This is a genomic window from Pseudomonadota bacterium, assembly GCA_039033415.1.
GTDB lineage: Bacteria > Pseudomonadota > Gammaproteobacteria > Xanthomonadales > SZUA-38 > JANQOZ01.
Window position 1 is genome coordinate 133,251 of the sequence record JBCCCR010000006.1, and the last position, 18,479, is coordinate 151,729.

14 protein-coding genes and 1 pseudogene are annotated in these 18,479 nt (G+C 61.6%); 9 read left to right on the forward strand and 6 right to left on the reverse strand.

Annotated elements, in window-relative coordinates; translation table 11 throughout:
• Positions 1-169 precede the first annotated feature (169 nt).
• Positions 170-1,129, forward strand: a complete 960-nt coding sequence (locus AAF358_06475; protein MEM7705180.1) for a MerR family transcriptional regulator — start codon at positions 170-172, stop codon at positions 1,127-1,129.
• 37 nt (positions 1,130-1,166) lie between these two features.
• Here the strand turns inward: AAF358_06475 and AAF358_06480 are convergent, their stop codons facing one another.
• The 6 genes from AAF358_06480 to map form a co-directional block, all read right to left on the reverse strand.
• Positions 1,167-2,612: a deoxyribodipyrimidine photo-lyase gene (locus AAF358_06480; protein ID MEM7705181.1), complete on the reverse strand. Its 1,446-nt coding sequence runs from the start codon at positions 2,610-2,612 to the stop codon at positions 1,167-1,169.
• 2 nt (positions 2,613-2,614) lie between these two features.
• Positions 2,615-4,111: a cryptochrome/photolyase family protein gene (locus tag AAF358_06485; protein ID MEM7705182.1), complete on the reverse strand. Its 1,497-nt coding sequence runs from the start codon at positions 4,109-4,111 to the stop codon at positions 2,615-2,617.
• Between the two features lie 96 nt (positions 4,112-4,207).
• On the reverse strand, positions 4,208-4,543 hold the full coding sequence (locus AAF358_06490; protein MEM7705183.1) for a Spx/MgsR family RNA polymerase-binding regulatory protein: 336 nt from the start codon (positions 4,541-4,543) through the stop codon (positions 4,208-4,210).
• Entirely contained in the window at positions 4,540-5,376 is an 837-nt protein-coding gene (gene dapD / locus AAF358_06495) for a 2,3,4,5-tetrahydropyridine-2,6-dicarboxylate N-succinyltransferase (GenBank protein ID MEM7705184.1), read from the reverse strand. The genes AAF358_06490 and dapD overlap by 4 nt, the downstream gene beginning before the upstream one ends.
• The gene (gene glnD / locus AAF358_06500) at positions 5,369-7,921 is read right to left on the reverse strand and encodes a [protein-PII] uridylyltransferase (GenBank protein ID MEM7705185.1); all 2,553 of its coding nucleotides are present in this window, start codon (positions 7,919-7,921) and stop codon (positions 5,369-5,371) included. The genes dapD and glnD overlap by 8 nt, the downstream gene beginning before the upstream one ends.
• A 98-nt stretch (positions 7,922-8,019) precedes the next feature.
• Complete coding sequence (map, locus tag AAF358_06505; GenBank protein ID MEM7705186.1) at positions 8,020-8,787, reverse strand: type I methionyl aminopeptidase; 768 nt, start codon at positions 8,785-8,787, stop codon at positions 8,020-8,022.
• A gap of 402 nt (positions 8,788-9,189) precedes the next feature.
• Between map and rpsB the strand changes: the two are divergent.
• The 8 genes and pseudogenes from rpsB (at position 9,190) to bamA (ending at position 18,439) form a co-directional block, all read left to right on the forward strand.
• Positions 9,190-9,882, forward strand: a pseudogene (gene rpsB, locus AAF358_06510) (30S ribosomal protein S2).
• A 436-nt stretch (positions 9,883-10,318) separates the two neighbouring features.
• The gene (tsf, locus tag AAF358_06515) at positions 10,319-11,197 is read left to right on the forward strand and encodes a translation elongation factor Ts (protein ID MEM7705187.1); all 879 of its coding nucleotides are present in this window, start codon (positions 10,319-10,321) and stop codon (positions 11,195-11,197) included.
• The gene (gene pyrH, locus AAF358_06520; GenBank protein ID MEM7705188.1) at positions 11,197-11,919 is read left to right on the forward strand and encodes a UMP kinase; all 723 of its coding nucleotides are present in this window, start codon (positions 11,197-11,199) and stop codon (positions 11,917-11,919) included. Before tsf ends, pyrH begins: the two co-directional genes overlap by 1 nt.
• A gap of 81 nt (positions 11,920-12,000) precedes the next feature.
• Positions 12,001-12,558: a ribosome recycling factor gene (gene frr, locus AAF358_06525; GenBank protein MEM7705189.1), complete on the forward strand. Its 558-nt coding sequence runs from the start codon at positions 12,001-12,003 to the stop codon at positions 12,556-12,558.
• A gap of 19 nt (positions 12,559-12,577) precedes the next feature.
• A complete protein-coding gene (uppS, locus tag AAF358_06530; protein MEM7705190.1) occupies positions 12,578-13,303 on the forward strand; it encodes a polyprenyl diphosphate synthase in 726 nt (241 codons plus the stop codon).
• Positions 13,304-13,360: 57 nt separating this feature from the next.
• Positions 13,361-14,191 carry a phosphatidate cytidylyltransferase gene (locus AAF358_06535; GenBank protein MEM7705191.1) on the forward strand — a complete coding sequence of 277 codons (831 nt, stop codon included), beginning with the start codon at positions 13,361-13,363 and terminating at the stop codon, positions 14,189-14,191.
• Positions 14,192-14,465: 274 nt separating this feature from the next.
• Positions 14,466-15,821, forward strand: coding sequence for an RIP metalloprotease RseP (rseP, locus tag AAF358_06540; GenBank protein MEM7705192.1), 1,356 nt, complete (start codon positions 14,466-14,468; stop codon positions 15,819-15,821).
• Between the two features lie 134 nt (positions 15,822-15,955).
• The gene (gene bamA / locus AAF358_06545; protein MEM7705193.1) at positions 15,956-18,439 is read left to right on the forward strand and encodes an outer membrane protein assembly factor BamA; all 2,484 of its coding nucleotides are present in this window, start codon (positions 15,956-15,958) and stop codon (positions 18,437-18,439) included.
• The last annotated feature ends 40 nt before the right edge of the window (positions 18,440-18,479 follow it).

The following is an 18,479-nucleotide window of genomic DNA, read 5'->3' on the forward strand; positions in this document are numbered from 1 at the left end:
GAACGTTCGGCCGGGCCCCCGCTTTCAACAACCCCTATTCTAGACAATGCTCGTGAATTTCCGGTGAAAATCTAGACGCTTTTCAGATTTTTCTAATTTCTTGCCCAAATAGGAGGACTTGTCGAAGAATTTTGTCTAGAATCTTCGCCTTTATGGTTACCTCCGTCCAATGACTATGGCCGAAAATGCTCACAATCTGTTCTCCATCGGGGCTGTTGCCCGCCTGACGGGCTTAACCACGCATAGCCTCCGCAAATGGGAAGACCGATATCAGGTGGTGACGCCGCTGCGCAGCGACGGCGGTGACCGCCGCTACACGAGCGTGCAGGTGGCGCGGCTGACGCTGCTGAAGGAGCTGGTCGACGCCGGCCACAGCATCAGCGAACTGGCTGGACTCACAACCGAACGGCTCAAAGCCCGCTCGCTGGCAACCCTGATGCCCCGCGAGCCGCGAAGCGAAAACGCGTTTAAGGTAGCTGTGCTGGGAGAATTCCTGCCCGCGCTGCTGGAGTATCACAACCCGCTGTCCCCGTCGCTGGACGTCATTGCCAGCGGCAGCGATGCCGCTGAACTCGACGGGACGCGCGCTGACGCGGTGATCGTTGAAACCTGCAGCCTCGGGGAGCAGCCCGAAGAAACGCTGCACACGATTCGGCGGCTGACGGGCGCCCGGTGTCTGGTGGTGCTCTATCGATTCAGCACCCGCACCGACGCCGCCCGCCTGCGCGCCGCTGACGTGATTTGCCTGCGTATGCCGGTCGATTACCAGGAGCTGCAGCGTCAGGTCGTATCGATGGTGGCCGCGCGAACCGAACCGAACCTCAATGGCGACAGGCCGCCGCCGCAGCGCTACAGCAAGGAGCTGCTGGCGCGTCTGATGACCATCCAGCCGAGCATCGGCTGTGAGTGTCCGGGGCACGTTGCGGAGATTGTCGCAACGCTGATGGATTTCGAGGCGTACAGCGCCAACTGCGAGTCAAAAAACGCCGCCGACGCCCAGATTCACCGCAACCTCCACCTCACCGCATCACGAGCACGCGCTGCCTTTGAGGCGGCGCTCACCGAGGTGGCCGCGCATGAGGGGATCTCGCTCACCGAGACGCTCCCGAGAAGAAGCGCTTCACACTGAGGCGCAGCGGCCGGCGCCGCAGGCCCGGTAGTTTAGGCTAGCCCTTGCTCTCCTGAAGCGCCGCCAGCGCGGCTTCCCGAGCCTCTCGGTGGTCGACGATGGGATGTGGGTAGTCCGTCCCGAGCTCAACGCCAGCTTTTCTTAAGATCTCCACCGGCGCTTCCCACGGGCGATTCAGAAATTTCTGCGGCACCTTTGCCAACTCCGGCACCCAGCGTCGAACGTAGGCACCATCCGGGTCGAATTTTTCGCCCTGACTCATCGGATTGAAGATGCGGAAGTAAGGCGCAGCGTCGGCGCCGCTGCCGGCAACCCATTGCCAGCTAGCGGCGTTGCTGGCAAGGTCTGCGTCGACCAACGTATCCCAGAACCAGTCCTCACCGGCACGCCAGTGCTGGCGCAGGTGTTTCACCAGAAACGAGCCCACCACCATACGAACCCGGTTGTGCATCCAGCCCGTATGCCACAGCTGACGCATGCCCGCGTCCACCAGCGGATAGCCGGTCTGGCCCCGCTGCCAGTGCTCCAGCTCGACGTTGTCGCTTCGCCAGGGAAAGCGATCGAACTGGTCGCGGAAATTTGCCTCGGGCAGCTCGGGAAACAGCGTCAGAAGATGGTACGAAAAGTCGCGCCAGCCCAGCTCGCGAAGATAGGCGTCGCTCGCCTGCCCGCTGACCTCGCCAAAGCCGGCGGCCATCTTGAGCGCCTGCCAAACCTGGTTTGGGCTGATCTCACCGAAGTGCAGGTACGGTGAAAGCCGGGAGGTGTGGTCTTTGCCGGGCCGATCGCGGCCTTCAGCGTAGTCATCCGCTGCGTGGGTCACAAAATCGCGGAGCCGCTCGTGGGCACCGGCCTCGCCCGGCTGCCAGCTCTCCCGCAGGCCACCGGCCCAGTCGGGTTTCGTCGGCAGCAGCGCCCAGGCGGCAAGATCGTCGCTGGCGACGTTATCGCCTTCATACCAGTCCAGCTGATCCGGCATCTCACGCGCGGCCCGATCGCCGATCTGCGCAAGCGAGGCACGCCAGAACGGCGTGAACACCTTGTACGGGCGACCATCGTTGGTGCGAACCTGCTCGGGCTCCAGCAGCAGCCGGCCGGGAAAACGCTTGACGCTCAGCCGCTCACCCAGCAGCGCATGCGCGCGCCGCTGCTGCTCAGCGGCCCAGGGCTCGTAGGCCCGGGAAAAAAAGATTGCCTGGGCGCCAGTCGCCTCAACCACCGACTCCAGGATCTCCTCGGCGGCACCGTCGGCCAGGACCAGCCGCCCGCCCTGCTCCCGGATTCGCCGAGCGAGGTCGTCCAGGCTGTGATGCAGCCACCACCGGCTGGCGCCGCCTTCCTGCCAGGTGCCGGCCGCTGCGCGATCGCGAATGTAAATCGGCAGCACCGGGCCCAGCTCGGCGGCAGCCGCCAGCGCGGCGTGATCGCTGAGCCTTAGGTCGTTGAAAAACCAACAGATTACGGGTGCGTTTGAGTCGGTCATCGTCAGGCGGTGTAGTCGTTCAAGAATTGTTCAGCGGCGGCAAAAATGCCGTCGCGGCGCTCGCTTTTCATTCGGTCCAGCGTTTTGACCATCATCGACAGGCGGTGATTCCCGGCAAAAAAGCTGCGGTGCCGATCCACGAAACGCCAGTAGAGGCCGTCCACCACGTCGCACCACGGGCCCCGGGAATAATCGCTCATCTTGAGCAAATAGTTCGAGCCGCAGATATAGGGTTTGGTCGCAAAAACCCCGCCGTCGGAAAACAGCGCCATGCCGTACACATTCGGGCCCATGACCCAATCCGCCGAGTCGACGTGAGTCACCATAAACCAGTCGTGGACCTGGCGCGGTTCGATTTCGCAAAGGTTCATCAGGTTGCCGACCACCATCAGCCGGACGATGTGGTGCGACCAACCGAGCTTATTCACGGTGTCGATCGCGTGGTCGAGCGGCTCAATCCCGGTCTCACCGGTGAACCAGGCGTCGGTGAGCGATCGATGATGGTTCCAAAAGTTACGTTGCCGCTGTTCCTCATCGAAATGCTGGTAGACGCCACGGATGAACTCGCGCCAGCCGATCACCTGCCGCACAAACCCCTCGAGGCTGTTGAGCGGAATATCGTCGCGCTCCGCCTTTTCCAGCGCCCGCTCGAGCACCTCCGCGGGGGTGATCAATCCGAGATTCATCATCGGTGAAATCACCCCGTGAAAGACGGTATCGCTGCGCTTGCTCAGGGCATCCTGGTAGCGCCCGAAATCAGGCAGCCGGTCCTCGATGAATCGGTTGACCCATACCAGCGCGGAGCGCCGGGTGACCGGCCACCAAAAGTCATCCGCCCTGCCCGGGTGGTCAGCAAAGTGCTCTTTGACCAGCGCCACCACCTCTTTGGTATGGTCGGTCCAGGCCATCTCAGGCATCGCCGGAATGTCCAGCTTCGCTGGCAGCTTCTTTCGGTTGTCCTGGTCGAAGCTCCACTGCCCCCCGCGCGGCTTGCCGTCAGCGTCCATCATCAGGCCAAACGATTTGCGCTGTCGCTTGTAGAAATCCGCCATGAACGGCTTTTTCACCGAGTCCAGATAGCCCGCGAAGTCGTCCCGACTGCTCATGAACATCGGTGAGCGAAGCGTCTCCAGCCCAAGATCATGAACATTGCAAAAATCGCTGATGCGCTCGGCGAAGAAGTGGTCCTCCAGCTCGAAGCAGACGAGCTTCTGGAGCCCGTTGGCGGCGACAAACGCCTCGAGCCGATCCTCGTAACTCTCCTCGGATGCCGGGTCGAGCTGCCGGTAGGTGACGTCAAAATCCCGCCGCGCCAGCTCATCCGCGTACTCGCGCATGGCGGCCAGGAACAGCACCAGCTTCTGCTGATGGTGCTTGACGTAGATGCATAGCCCCACGTCCTCGCACATGAAGACTGGCCCGGCGTCGTCGGGCAGGAGGTTGGGTGGGAACAGCTGGCTGCCGGTGATCAGCAGGCCGCTGCGCAACGACTCGGACACGCGAGCTCCGTGGTGAAGATCAGTGAGCGCGGGAGGCTAGCGCCGTAATCGGCAACAGCGCGTGAATTTGCGGCTCAGGCAGCAATCAAAGCTGGGTTACAGCCGCTCCCGCCACTGCGCTTCGCTAAAGCCCACCGACAGCTCCCGACCCCAGTCGACGAGCGGGCGCTTGATGAGCGTGACGTTGGCCGCCAGGAGCGCCACGTCACCCGCCATAACCTGCTCCTGTTCGTCGCCCGCGAGCTGGCGCCAGCTGGTGGACCGGCGGTTGATCAGCTTGTCCGCGCCCAGTTCGGCAAACCAGCTCTCAAGCTGGCCGTTGGAGACCGGAGACTCCCGGAGGTCGACGAACTCATAGCTGACGCCCTGTCCGTCCAGAAACTTCAGCGCTTTGCGGCAGGTATCACACTGCTTGATGCCGTAGACCTTCACTCGCCGGACCGCAGCAGTTCGTTGATGCCCACCTTGGCGCGGGTCTTTTCATCCACCTGTTTGACGATCACGGCGCAGTAGAGGCTGTGGCTTCCGTCAGCCGCCGGCAGCGACCCCGAGACCACCACCGAGCCGGCCGGGACGCGGCCATAGCTGACTTCCCCCGTGGCCCGGTTATAGATCCGGGTGCTCTGACCGATGAACACCCCCATCGAAATGACCGAGCCCGCTTCGACCACCACCCCCTCGACCACTTCAGATCGAGCGCCGATGAAACAGTTATCTTCGATGATGGTGGGGCCAGCCTGAAGGGGTTCGAGCACGCCGCCGATACCCACACCGCCAGACAGATGCACGTTCTTGCCAATCTGGGCGCAGGATCCCACGGTGGCCCAGGTATCCACCATCGTGCCGGCGTCAACGTAGGCCCCGATGTTGATATAGCTCGGCATGGCGACCACGTTGGGCGCCAGATAAGCGCCTCGGCGAACCGTCGCCGGCGGCACAATGCGCGCTCCGGTGGCGGCGACACTATCATCATCGCTGGCAAAGCGGCACGGCACCTTGTCGAAGTAGCGGGTGTAGCCGCCGTCGATCTCGCGATTGTCATGGAGCGCAAAAAACAGCAGCACGGCCTTCTTCAGCCACTGATTGACCTGCCAGCCGCGGGCGCCCGGTTCCGCGACCCGCAGCGTACCCGCTTCGAGGCTGCTGATAGCCTGTGCCACGGCGTCGCCTGCCTTCGCTTTGAGCTCGTCGCGGGACAGTTCAGCTCGTCGCTCGAACGCCTCGTCGATCCTCGATTGCAGTGATTCCACGTTGAGTTCAGGCATTTTCCAGGGCTTCCTGTATAGCGGTTTCCAGCTGATGACTGGCCTTTTCGTCCAGCGGCCGGTCGTCCCGATCGCTGATCACAAACACATCTTCTACTCGATCGCCCAGCGTGACCACCCGAACGCCGTGGATACGCACCTTCTGGGCCATCAGCGTGCCGGCGATGATCGCCAGCAGTCCGGGTCGGTCGGAGCCGAACACCTCCATTTCCGTGAATCGGCCGGCCGCGTCGGGGCGAAACCAGATATTTGGGCGACGCTGAAACGGCTTGAGGCGGGCCGGCATACGGCTCCCCTGGTTGGTCGGCTCAAAGTCGGGCAGACGACGCAGCCGATCCAGCACCCGCTGATTCAGCCGCTGCACCGACGCCTTGTCGAGCGTCGCCGAGCCGCTGGCATCCAGCACCAGAAAGGTGTCGAGCACGTGCCCGTCAGCGGTGGTAAAACCTCGAGCGTCCACCACGCTGAGCCCGCTGCGACCCAGGCAGTCCACAATGCTGGCAAACGTGCCTTCGATGTTCGGCGCGTACACCATCAGCTCCGCAGCGCCGCTATCGGCCGACTGCCGCATGGCGACCAGCGGCATGGTCACCGGCCCCTGCGGACCGTCGATCATCAGCTCCTGGGTGTGCCAGGCAACCTGATCGGGCGTGTGGCGCAAAAAATACTCGTCGCTCAGGTCACCCCACAGCGTTTCGCGAGCGGCCGCGCCAATCCCCTCGCGTTCCAGCAGCACGCTGGCGCGCGCCCGGGTGTCAGCGATGGTGTCCGAGCGTTCCGCCAGATTATTCGGGCCACGCTCCAGCGCCTCCACCGTCAGGACATAAAGCTGGGACAAAAGTCGGGCCTTCCAGGAATTCCACAGCTTGATGCTGGTGCCGGAGATGTCCGCCAGCGTCAGCAGGTACAGGAGGTCGAGCCGGCGGCGGGTGCCGACCAGCTCACTGAATTGCGCCACCACGGCCGGGTCCGCGATGTCCTGACGCTGCGCAGTCATCGACATCAGCAGGTGGTGGCGAACCAGCCAGGCGACCTGCGCGCTGTCGCTCTCGGAAAACCCGTGGTCGGCGCAGAAGGTGCGCGCATCCTGCTCTCCAAGCTCGGAGTGATCGCCGCCCCGCCCCTTGGCGATATCATGGAAAAACGCGCCGAGATAGAGAATTTCCGGGGCCGCGAGCGATCGAAACAGGTCGTGGGCCATCGGATAGGTTTTGTCGTCCCGCCGGGTAGCGAAGTAGTGCACATACTTCATGACCTCAAGCGTGTGCTGATCGACCGTAAACACATGAAAAAGGTCGAACTGCATGCGGCCGACAATCTGCCGAAACACCGGCAGGTACGCGTCGAGCACCTCATACCGATGCATTTTTTCCAGGATTTCCGGCAGCCGGCGTCCGTCTCGCCACAGGTCGCCAAAGATCTGGCGCGCCTCCAAGCTGCGGCGGAACGACTCATCGATGAGGGACCGAGAGGCCCGAAGCTGCCGGAGCGTATCGGCGCGGACCCCGCGCAGCTCCGGAATTTCCTGCAGCACCCGAAACAGTCTTAGCAGCAGCAGCGGGTTCTCGGGCAGCGGATTTGGCCTCGCAAACTCCAGATAGCCTTGCCGAACCTGAAAGTCGTCGTCGACGCGGGTCAGGCTGCTGCGCTTGCGTCGCCCCAGGATATCCTCATCAAAAGCCTGCAGCAGGCGCTCGTTCAGCCGCTCCAGCTGCATGACGCGGCGGAAATAATCCTGCATAAACTGCTCGACCGCCAGATTGGCGCCGGGCACGTCGGCAAAGCCGAACTGGGCGGCGAGCTCGCGCTGGTGCGCAAAAAGCAGCCGGTTTTCCTTACGCTTCGCCGCGAGGTGGAGGCCGTACCGGACCCGCCACAGGTAGCGTTGCCCCTCCATCACCGCCTGGTACTCCTCCTCGGTGAGGAAGCCGGCGCGCGCGGTCTCCAGGAGGGATTCCGCGCCGTAGTGTCGTTTCGCCACCCACGCGATCGTCTGGATATCGCGCAGCCCCCCTGGTCCCTCCTTAACATTGGGCTCCAGGTTGTAGGCGGTGCCACCGAAACGCTTGTGGCGGGTTTTCTGCTCTGCAAGCTTAGCCCGGAAGTAGGCCTCACCGCGCCAGATGCGCTTGGGGGAAAGGGCCTGGCGAAGCTGCTGCGGCAGGATCTCATCGCCAGCCAGCAGCCGAGTTTCCATGAGCGTGGTGGCGGTACTCACATCGTCTCGGCTGGCCTTGACGCACTCCTTAACCGTGCGCACCGAATGCCCGACCTCGAGCCTCAGGTCCCACAGCTGCGTGATAAAGCCGCTGACCGCTTCCGGGGGCTTGCCGTTCGGCAGCAAAATCAGCAGATCAATATCGGAAAATGGGTGGAGCTCACCGCGGCCGTAGCCGCCGACGGCGAGCAGCGAGATGCGAGCCGATGGATCCAGAATTCGGCGCCAAAGCGCCACCACCAGCTGGTCCATGGCCTGGGCCCGGCCATGAACGATGCGAGATATATCGACCTGATCGTGAAACGCCGCATTGAGCGTTTCATCCACCTTATCAAGCCAGCTGCGGAGGACTTTGGCGGTCGCGTCGTCGGCGAGGGGCGGCCAATCCCAGCCGATGTCAGCCTGCTCACCGGCCGACGGCAGGATCAGATGGATTCTCCTTCAACCAGCGTGAAGACCTCGAAACCGTCATCCGTTACGCCGATCGTGTGCTCCCACTGGGCCGAGAGGCTGCGGTCTTTGGTGACCACCGTCCAGCCGTCCGGCAAAAGCCGGGACTGGCGCTTGCCGGCATTCACCATGGGCTCGATGGTAAACGTCATGCCGGGAATCAGCTCTTCCCGGGTTCCTGGCTGGCCGTAGTGCAGGACCTGCGGGTCCTCGTGGAAGATTTCGCCGATCCCGTGACCGCAGTACTCGCGCACCACAGAAAAGCGATTCTTCTCGACATGCGCCTGGATCGCGTGGCCAATGTCACCCAGCCGCACACCGGGCTTGACCATTTCAATGCCGATAGTCATCGCTTCGTGAGCGACCTTACAAAGCCGTTTCGCCAGAACCCCGGTCTCACCCACGCCGAACATCTTGCTGGTATCGCCGTGAAACCCATCTTTGATCACGGTCACGTCGATGTTGACGATATCGCCATTCTTGAGCTTTTTATCACCCGGTATACCGTGGCAGATCACGTTGTTGACGGATGTGCAGATCGACTTGGGAAAGCCGCGGTAGTTAAGCGGGGCGGGAATTGCCTGCTGCTCGTTGACGATGAAGTCGTGGCAGCGCTGATTGAGCTCTTCGGTGGTGACGCCAGGCTGAACGTGAGGCTCGATCATGTGCAGCACTTCACGGGCCAGCCGACCGGCGACTCGCATCTTCTCGATTTGCTCTGGCGATTTCAGGGTGATGGACATTGCGTCTGGGGTTGACCTTTGTGTGCTGATCAACGGGCAAAAACCGGGCGACCCGTCGCGTCATTTCGGACGCCTATGGTAAGCAAATGCCGTCAGTCGAACCAGTACCGGGGCGCCCCAAGGCCTGCGGCACCCTGCACGAGGCGTCGGCGCCGCCGGAGAGGGTCGTGCGAAACTTGGCCAGCGCCCGCTTGCCCCGCTCCCGCCAGACCTCTATAATTCGCGCGCCGCGCAAAGCTGCGCGGTAAATTCACACGCAGGCCGACACGTGCAGCGGGGTGCCCGACGCCAGCTTAATGGCAATACAACGGGTTGCTGCATGGGGTCTGCGGAGGACTAACCCAGAGGATCATCGACTGCCGACCGCAGGGCGATGCCTCGCGTCATGAAAGGTAAGACAACATGCCTAGTATTAGCATGCGCCAGATGCTCGAAGCCGGCGTACACTTCGGTCACCAGACCCGCTACTGGAATCCCAAGATGGCCCCGTTCATCTTCGGAGCCCGTGGCAAGATTCACATCATCAACCTGGAAGAATCCCTTCCGCTGCTGAAAGACGCGCTGAACTTCATCAGCGGCGTCGCTGCGCGCCGCGGCCAGATCATGTTTGTGGGCACCAAGCGCGCCGCCCGCAGCGTGGTTCGCGAAGAGGCTGTGCGCTGCGGCGTATCACACGTGTCGCACCGCTGGCTCGGTGGCATGCTGACCAACTTCCGCACCGTCAAGCAGTCGATCAAGCGGCTCAAGGAGCTCGAAGAGATGGCCGGCGACGGATCGTTCGAGCGCCTGATCAAGAAAGAGGTGCTGTCGCTGACCCGCGAGCGCGACAAGCTCGAGCAGAGCCTGGGCGGCATCAAAGACATGAACGGCCTGCCTGACGCCTTGTTTATTGTGGACGTTGGCTACGAGAACATCGCGGTGCAGGAAGCGCGCAAGCTCGGGATTCCGATTGTCGGGATCGTCGACACCAACAACGACCCGGACGAGGTCGACTACGTCATCCCCGGCAACGACGATGCCATCCGCGCGATTACGCTCTACACGCAGCTCGTGGCTGACGCGGTCCTGGAAGGTCGAGCGTCTGTGCCCCAGGCCGAGGAAGGGTCCGACGAGTTTGTCGAGCTCGACGCTGACGGTAAGCCGGTCAAGGCCGCTAAGCCTGCACGCAAGAAGACGCCTCGGAAGAAGACGGCCAGCAAGCCGAAGACGGTGAAAGCTGACGCCGAGGAAGCCGCTGCCCCGGAGGCCACCAAAGAGGCTGAAGCAGCCGCTGAAGCTGCGCCGGAACCGGCCGCTGCTGAAGGCGATGCGCCGGCCGAAGCAGAGGCGAGCGCCGACGCACCAGCCGAGGCTGCCGCTGAGGCGCCCAAGGCTGATGCAGAGGAAGCTGCCGAGCCTAAGCAGGCAAAGAAGACCACCAAGAAAAAAGTGGCTAAGAAAACCGCCGCGAAGAAGACGGCCGCCAAGAAAGCTGAAGCTGACGACGACGCCTGATTCGGGCGCGTCGGCAATCTAAACAAACGGAGAAACGATCATGGCTGTACCAGCCAAACTGGTCAAAGAACTGCGCGAGCGCACCGGCGCTGGCATGATGGAGTGCAAGAAAGCACTCGTGGAAACCGACGGTGATCTGGAAGCAGCCGCCGAACACCTGCGAAAGACGGGTCTGGCCAAAGCGGACAAGAAAGCCGGTCGAGTTGCAGCTGAAGGGCAGATTGTCACGGCCACCAGCAGCGACCGCGCCGTGCTGGTGGAGGTGAACAGCGAAACTGACTTCGTCGCGAAAGACGACAACTTCCTCGGGTTTGCTGACGAAGTTGCACAGGCGGCGCTCGGCGGCGCCGAGGACGTGACTGCCCTGATGGCCCTGCCTGCGGGCGGCGCCGCGACCCTCGAGGAAGCACGGCAGGCACTGGTTGCGAAGATCGGCGAAAACATCCAGGTTCGACGCCTCGCAGGGATTGCCGGTCAAGACGTGGTCGGCAGCTACATCCACGGTGGTCGAATCGGCGTGCTGGTCGCGCTGGAAGGCGGTTCTGACGAGCTGGCCAAAGACGTGGCGATGCATATCGCGGCGACCAATCCAGCCTACATCAGCGCCGACGACGTGCCTGAGGCTGAGGTGGCAAAAGAGAAAGAGATCCTTGTCGCCCAGGCCGCCGAATCTGGCAAGCCTCCGGAGATCATCGAAAAGATGGTTGGCGGCCGGCTCCGCAAGCACCTGGCTGAGATCACGCTGCTCGGGCAGCCTTTTGTCAAAGACCCCGATCAGACCGTGGAGAAGCTGCTCAAGCAACACGCCGCGAAGGTGGTCGAGTTTCATCGGCTGGAGGTGGGCGAAGGCATCGAAAAGGTCGAAGAAAATTTCGCTGAGGAAGTGCGCAAGCAGCTGGGCGACGACAACACCTGATGGCGGACGCTGAGCCTCTGAAGTACCGGCGTATCCTGCTTAAGCTCAGCGGCGAAGCGCTGCTGGGCAATGAGGATTACGGCATTGACCCGCTGGTGATTCAGCGGCTCGCCCGGGAAGTCCGGGAGGTGGCAGCGCTCGGGGTGCAGGTCGGCATTGTCATCGGAGGGGGAAACATCTTCCGTGGCGCCGGCCTCGCCGCCGCCGGCATGGATCGCGTCACCGGTGACCACATGGGCATGCTGGCGACCGTCATCAACGCGCTGGCGATGCAGGATGCGCTCGAAAAAATCTCGGTCACGGCGCGCGTGATGTCGGCGATCAAGATCAACGAGGTCTGCGAGGACTACATTCGCCGGCGAGCGATCAGGCATCTGGAAAAGGGCCGCGTGGTGCTTTTTGCGGCAGGCACCGGGAATCCCTTCTTCACCACCGACTCCGCCGCCAGCCTCCGCGCGGTGGAAATCGGCGCTGATCTGGTGCTAAAGGCAACAAAAGTTGACGGAATTTATTCCGCAGACCCGCTATCCAACCCTAACGCCGAGCGGTTTGAACGGCTATCCTACGACGAGGTGATTCAAAAAGATCTGCGGGTCATGGACACCTCGGCGATTGTCCTGTGCCGAGACCAGTCGGTGCCTTTAAGAATTTTTGACATCAATAACGCTGGCGCCCTGCTGCGGATCATGCAGGGAGAGCCGATCGGCACGCTGGTCGCCTAAACGCGGCCAACCACGGCAGGCGGTGCCCTGCCCGCAATTTGCTAGACTGGCGAGATATTTTTGCCATGGGAGGCTTTCAACATGCTCACGGAGATTCAGGCAGACGCTGAAAAGAGGATGACTCAAGCCGTTGAGCACCTGAAGGTAGAGCTCACCAAGATTCGCACCGGCCGCGCCCATACCAGCCTGCTGGACCACCTCAAGGTGGATTATTACGGCAGCGACGTGCCCCTTTCTCAGGCCGCCTCCGTTTCCATCAGCGACGCCAGGACGTTGACGGTGCAGCCCTGGGAAAAAGATATGGTGGCGAAGATCGAAAAAGCGATCATGGAGTCCGACCTGGGTCTCAACCCCAACACGGCGGGAACCACGATCCGCATTATCCTGCCACCGTTGACTGAAGAGCGGCGCAGAGAGCTGACCAAAGTGGTCGGCCACGAGGGAGAAAACGCCAAGATTGCGGTTCGGAACGTTCGCCGCGATGCGATCTCCATGGCGAAAGACCTCCAGAAGGAAAAAGAGATCGGCGAAGATGATGAGCGTCGCGCTGAATCCGAGATCCAGCAGCTCACCGACCGGTTTGTGGCTCAGATCGATGAGGTCGTCAAAGCCAAAGACGCCGAGCTGATGGAAATCTGAGCAAAGGTCTCAACCCGCCGTGAATCTTCCCCGCCACATCGCGATCGTCATGGACGGAAATGGCCGCTGGGCGCAAAGCCGCCGCCGGCCGAGGTCCTTTGGACATCAGGCAGGCGTCAAGGCCGCCCGCGAGGTGGTCCGTGTGTGCGCGGAACGCCGTATCGAGGCGCTCACGCTCTTCGCTTTCTCCAGCGAGAACTGGAACCGGCCCGCCAACGAGGTCAGCCGCCTGATGGATCTGTTCATGCGCTCGCTCAATCGCGAAGTGGACGAGCTGCATGGTAATAAGGTGCGACTGCGGTTCATCGGTGACCTCACCGCCTTTTCTCCTGACCTGCGTCACGGCATGGCGCTCTCCGAACGCAAGACGGAAGCCAACGACGGCTTGACGCTTTCCATCGCCGTAAATTATGGCGGCCGCTGGGACGTCGCGCAGGCCGCCCGGAAGCTGGCGGAGCAGGTGGCACGCGGCGAAATGGCACCGGAAGAGATCGATGAACGCAGCCTGCAAGCCGAGTTTGCCCTGGCTGACCTGCCCTCACCCGACCTGCTGATTCGCACCGGCGGTGAACAGCGCATCAGCAATTTCCTTCTCTGGCAGCTCGCCTATACGGAGCTTTATTTCTGCGAGACGCTGTGGCCGGATTTCGGCCCGGCACAGCTTCAGCTGGCGCTAGACGACTACGCGTCTCGGCAGCGCCGCTTCGGTCGTGTCCCGACGCCAAAACAGGTGGGCAACGGGTGACCCTGGCCTGTCGCTCTGCCGGCTGAGGCCGGCAAACCCATCTGACAGGTTAATCGCTTGGAACTCCTCGTCCGCGTTATCTCCGCGCTGGTGTTTGCACCGGCGATGCTGGCGATCGTCTGGTATGCCGATGAAGCGCAGTACGCCTTTTTTGTCGCGGCGCTCGGCGCTGTCGGAGGCTGGGAGTGGGGCCGCCTCGCCGGTAGTGAAAACCCCGCGACGCGCGCCTTGCTGGGAGCGTTGGTCGCTGGCGCCGTGCTGGCGCTGGTGCTGTTGGCTGACCATGCGTGGACGCCGATCGTCATATCCCTGGGTATGCTCATCTGGCTTCTCAATCTCTGCTGGCTGGCACAAACCCAGTTTCTGAGCGCGCCTGACGGTGCGGCGCGACTGATCAAGCTGGCGCTGGGTTTCATGGTCCTGGTGGCGGCCGCAACGAGCCTTTCCCGCATCCACCAATTCGCCTACGGGGTGGGCCTGACAATCGTATTCCTGCTGATTATTTGGGCCGCCGACGTTGGTGCCTACGCTGCCGGTCGGCTGTTCGGCCGCCACAAGCTGGCGCCCACCATCAGTCCCGGCAAGACCTGGGAAGGGGTGTTGGGCGGGCAGCTGCTCGTGGCGGCGGCCTGCGCCGCGCTGCTGAGGTATCTACCCGAAGCCATGATCGACGAAGTGCAGCTTGGGGCCTGGCTTTTTTTGTTGGCCGCAGTGACCGCCGCGATCTCTGTGGTGGGCGATCTCTTTATCAGCGTACTTAAGCGCCAGCGGCAGCTCAAAGACACCGGCCGCGTCATCCCGGGCCACGGCGGAATTCTCGACCGGTTCGACAGCGCGTTTGCCGCTGCGCCGTTTTTCCTTTGTGGTCTATTGCTGACGAGGTGGTAGGGTCCTGGGCTAGAAGAGGGTCGCTTTTCAGACCGCGTTAGCGCCAATAATAAGGTGCACCGCTCCGGCACTGGCCGGCGTCGACGGTTTCTTCAACCGTTTCGACCGACACTCAAGCCTGGTGCCTGGACGTTAAGTGAGGCCGAGGGGTATCCCGGCCGATGATTCAGAGCGGCGTCTAACTGGCTCCGCTGAGGTCACTCCAACCGATGGCCTATTGAAAAGTGGCGTCATGGGGCTTAAGAACTACAACAGATCATAGGAAGTGCAAGGCATGGGTGAATTTCTCGGCTCGGTCTGGTGGCTGATTGTGGCGTTAGGCCTTCTGGTCACGTTTCACGAGTTTGGTCACTACTGGGTGGCTCGCCGTTGCGGCGTCAGGGTTTTGCGGTTTTCCGTCGGCTTTGGTGCGCCCCTGATGCGGCGTGTGGGGCGCAACGGCACCGAGTGGGTGCTGGCCGCGCTGCCCCTCGGCGGTTACGTCAAAATGCTCGACGAGCGCGAAACGCCAGTGGCGGCCGTCGAGCGGCACGAGTCTTTTAACGCCAAATCGCTGGGCCAACGCTCGGCGATCATCGCTGCCGGCCCGATTTTTAACCTCTTTTTTGCACTGTTCGCCTTCTGGCTGATGTTTATGGTCGGCGTTTCGGAGCTCCGGCTCCTGCTCGGCGACACCAGCGGTCTGGCGGCGCGGGCGGGGCTCCAGCGTGGTGACCAGGTGGTTGCCGTCGACGGCAACGAGACCCAGACGCTGACGCATGCCAGCATCGAACTCCTCGGCCACGCGCTGGACCGACGCGACGTGACCATCGTCGCTGAAGACGCGGCGGGCCGGCAGCGAACGGTTGAGCTCGAGCTTTCCCGGCTGCCGGACGACTTCAACGAAGAAAAGCTGCTGGAGGAGACCGGTCTGAACCTGCACACTTCTCGAGGTCGACCCTTTATCGACCGGGTTATCGAGGGTGACGCGGCTGATCAGGCGGGCATCCAGGCCGGTGATCTGATCCTTACTGTCGGGGGTGACCCGGTCAGCACCTCGCTGGCCCTGTCGGAGGCGGTGCAGCGTCACGCCAGACCCGACGAGGCGCTGGAGGTTGTCGTCAGACGGGGGGAGACGCGGATGCGCTTTGACGTGCAGCCTCAGCTGACGGGCCGTGGCGAAGAGCAGCGATATGTGCTCGGTCTCTACCCCTACGACCCCGAAGACAAGCGTTTTTGGACGATTTTTCAGTACGGACCGCTGGAGTCCGTTGGCGCAGCCTTCTCAGAAAGCTATCGCATCACCACCGCAACCGTGGGGCTGATCGGGCGCATGTTGACCGGTTCTGCATCCCTCAAGAATCTTTCCGGACCAATCTCCATTGCACAATACGCCCGGGATTCCGCGCGCCTTGGCCTGTCCCGCTTTCTCTTTTTCCTGGGCGTGCTGAGCCTGTCGCTGGCTATTCTGAACTTTCTGCCCATACCGATGCTCGACGGCGGTCAGCTGTTCTATAACCTAATTGAATGGGGCACCGGTAAACCGGTTTCCGAAAGAGTCCAGATCGCCGGCCAATACGTCGGGCTGACGATGCTGTTTGGCCTGATGACGCTCACCTTTTATAACGATATTTTACGATTAATGTCGTAGCTTCGGCCTCGCCAGCCGGCACGGCAGGAAATCGCGCTGAACACCACAACTGTGGGCCCAGGCAGGGTAAACTGCGCACCGTTGCAGGCGGCCTTAGGTAAAACGAGGGCGTGACTAGAAAGGTGTTGCAGAAAATGGATAACCATCAACGAAGCCTGGCGGCGCGCCAATGGCCGATCGGGCTCATGCTGCTGCTGGTCAGCGTCTGTATCAGCGCAGCTGAGCCGTTCCAAATCTCCGATATCCGTGTTGAGGGGCTGGAACGTATTTCCGCGGGCTCTGTGTTCAACTATCTGCCGGTTGAGGTTGGCGATACGCTGACCGACGACAAGACCGCAGACGCCATGCAGGCGCTGTTCCGCACGGGCTTTTTCGAAGACATCGAGTTTGACCGCGAGGGCAATATCCTGGTGGTCCGGGTCAGCGAGCGTCCCGCGATTACCGAAATCAGCCTCGAGGGCAACAAGGACATCAAATCTGAAGACCTGCTCCGAGCCTTATCGGATTTTGGCCTGTCGGAGGGTGACGTCTTTGAACGCCGAACGCTGGAACGTGTGCAGCAGAGCCTGACGAAGGAGTACTACAACCGAGGCAAGTACAACGTGCTGGTCGACGCGTCGGTGGACGAATTGCAGCGCAACCGCGTCCGCGTCAACATCGAAATCACCGAAGGTGACGCGGCCACGATCAAGCACATCAACGTCGTGGGCAACACGGTCTTCACCGATGAGGAAATCCTGGAGGATTTTGAGTCGAGTACCGGCAACTGGCTGTCGTGGTACTCCCGGGATGACCAGTACTCGCAGGAGAAGCTTCAGGGGGATCTCGAGTCACTGCAGTCGTACTATATGGACCGCGGCTACATCGATTTTGAGATCGAGTCCACGCAGGTCAGCATCAGCCCCGACCGCAAAGACATCTACATCACCGCCAACGTTCGCGAGGGCGACCTCTTTACGATATCCGAGGTCCAGATTACCGGCGATCTGGTTCTCCCGGAGGAAGACCTGCGCCGATTCATTGTGCTGCGAGAAGGACAGACCTTCTCCCGTCGGCTGCTGGAGGCCAGCACCGAAAACATCACCCAGCGGCTGTCAGGCGTCGGCTACGCGTTCGCCGACATCAATCCGATTCCCGATATCGATAAAGAGAGCAAAACCGTAAAGCTTACGCTGCTGGTCGATCCCGGGCAGCGTGTTTACGTGCGGCGGGTGAACTTCACGGGTAATTCCAAGACCAAGGACGAGGTGCTGCGCCGGGAGATGCGCCAGTTTGAGGGGTCGGTGTTTTCTCAGTTCATGGTCGATCGATCACGACTGCGCCTGCAGCGACTCAGCTTCATCGAAGAGGTGAACATCGAAACGCCCCGCGTTTCGGAAGATCAGGTGGACGTCAATATCGCGATCAAAGAACGTACCGCCGGTTCGTTCACCTTTGGTCTAGGTTTCTCCCAGGTAACGGGCATTCTCGGCAGTCTGTCAATTAACCAGGAGAACTTCCTGGGCTCCGGCAAACAGGCTGGGGTCAGCCTGCAGAATTCGAGGTTTTTCAGCCGCTTCGACCTGTCCTACGTCGATCCCTATTGGACAGAAGACGGGGTAAGCCGCGGATACAACCTCAGTATCCGGGAGCTCGATCAGGGCGAAGCGAACATCGCCAGCTACCTGGCGGATACCAAGGCGCTGTCCACGAGCTTCGGCATACCCATCACCGAAGTCGATCGCGTGAGGCTGCTGATCGGCGTCGAGGACACGGCGATCACGCCGTTCCTGGGCGTTGGACCCGATATCTTTGAGGAACTGGTGTTTTACGATCTCGGTGAGTACTGCGACCTTCGGACAGACCCCGGCCCGCCGGTCACGGCGATCGACCCGAACTGTTTCTCACCGGCAGACGTACCGGCAGACCAGCCGCCTGATCAAACCGGTTACCGGACGATCGACAACGCGCTCACGTTGCGTACCGAGCTGCTCTGGTCCCGCGACTCTCGAAATCGATTCTTCAGCCCAACGCGTGGGTCCATTCAGCGGGCGGGTTTGGAAATTGCAGTTCCGGGCAGCACGATCGAATACTTCAAGATGTCGTATAACGCCCGCAAATATTTCCCCTTGAGCCGGAGCTTCACCTTCGCGCTGTCGGGTGACCTCGGCTACGGCGACACCTACGGCGACGCCGGAGACTCGGAGTTCGGTCTGCCGTTCTTCGAACACTTTTTTGCCGGCGGCGTGCGGTCGGTCCGTGGCTACGAAGACAATACGCTAGGACCGAGGGTGGCACGAGTCTTGGGAGAAAATCCCGATACTGGTGAGCCGATCTTCGACCCAAACCCCCGTCCAATCGGCGGCGACCTTAAAATTACCGGCTCCGCTGAGCTGTTTTTCCCGATACCGTTCGCTAAGAACAGCAACACAACCCGCCTGTCGTGGTTTGTCGACTTCGGCCAGGTCTACGAAGATTTGGATGCGTTCGACGCGGGCCAGATGCGCTATACCACCGGGCTGTCACTCCAGTGGCAGGCGCCGGTCGGTCCGGTGATTATCAACCTGGTTGCGCCGCTGAACGACGAACCTGGCGACGAAACCGAGACGCTGCAGTTTGCCTTTGGCAATTTTTTCTAGCTTCTCGATGCGCTGAATCCGGCAACCGTTCAAGGACTTG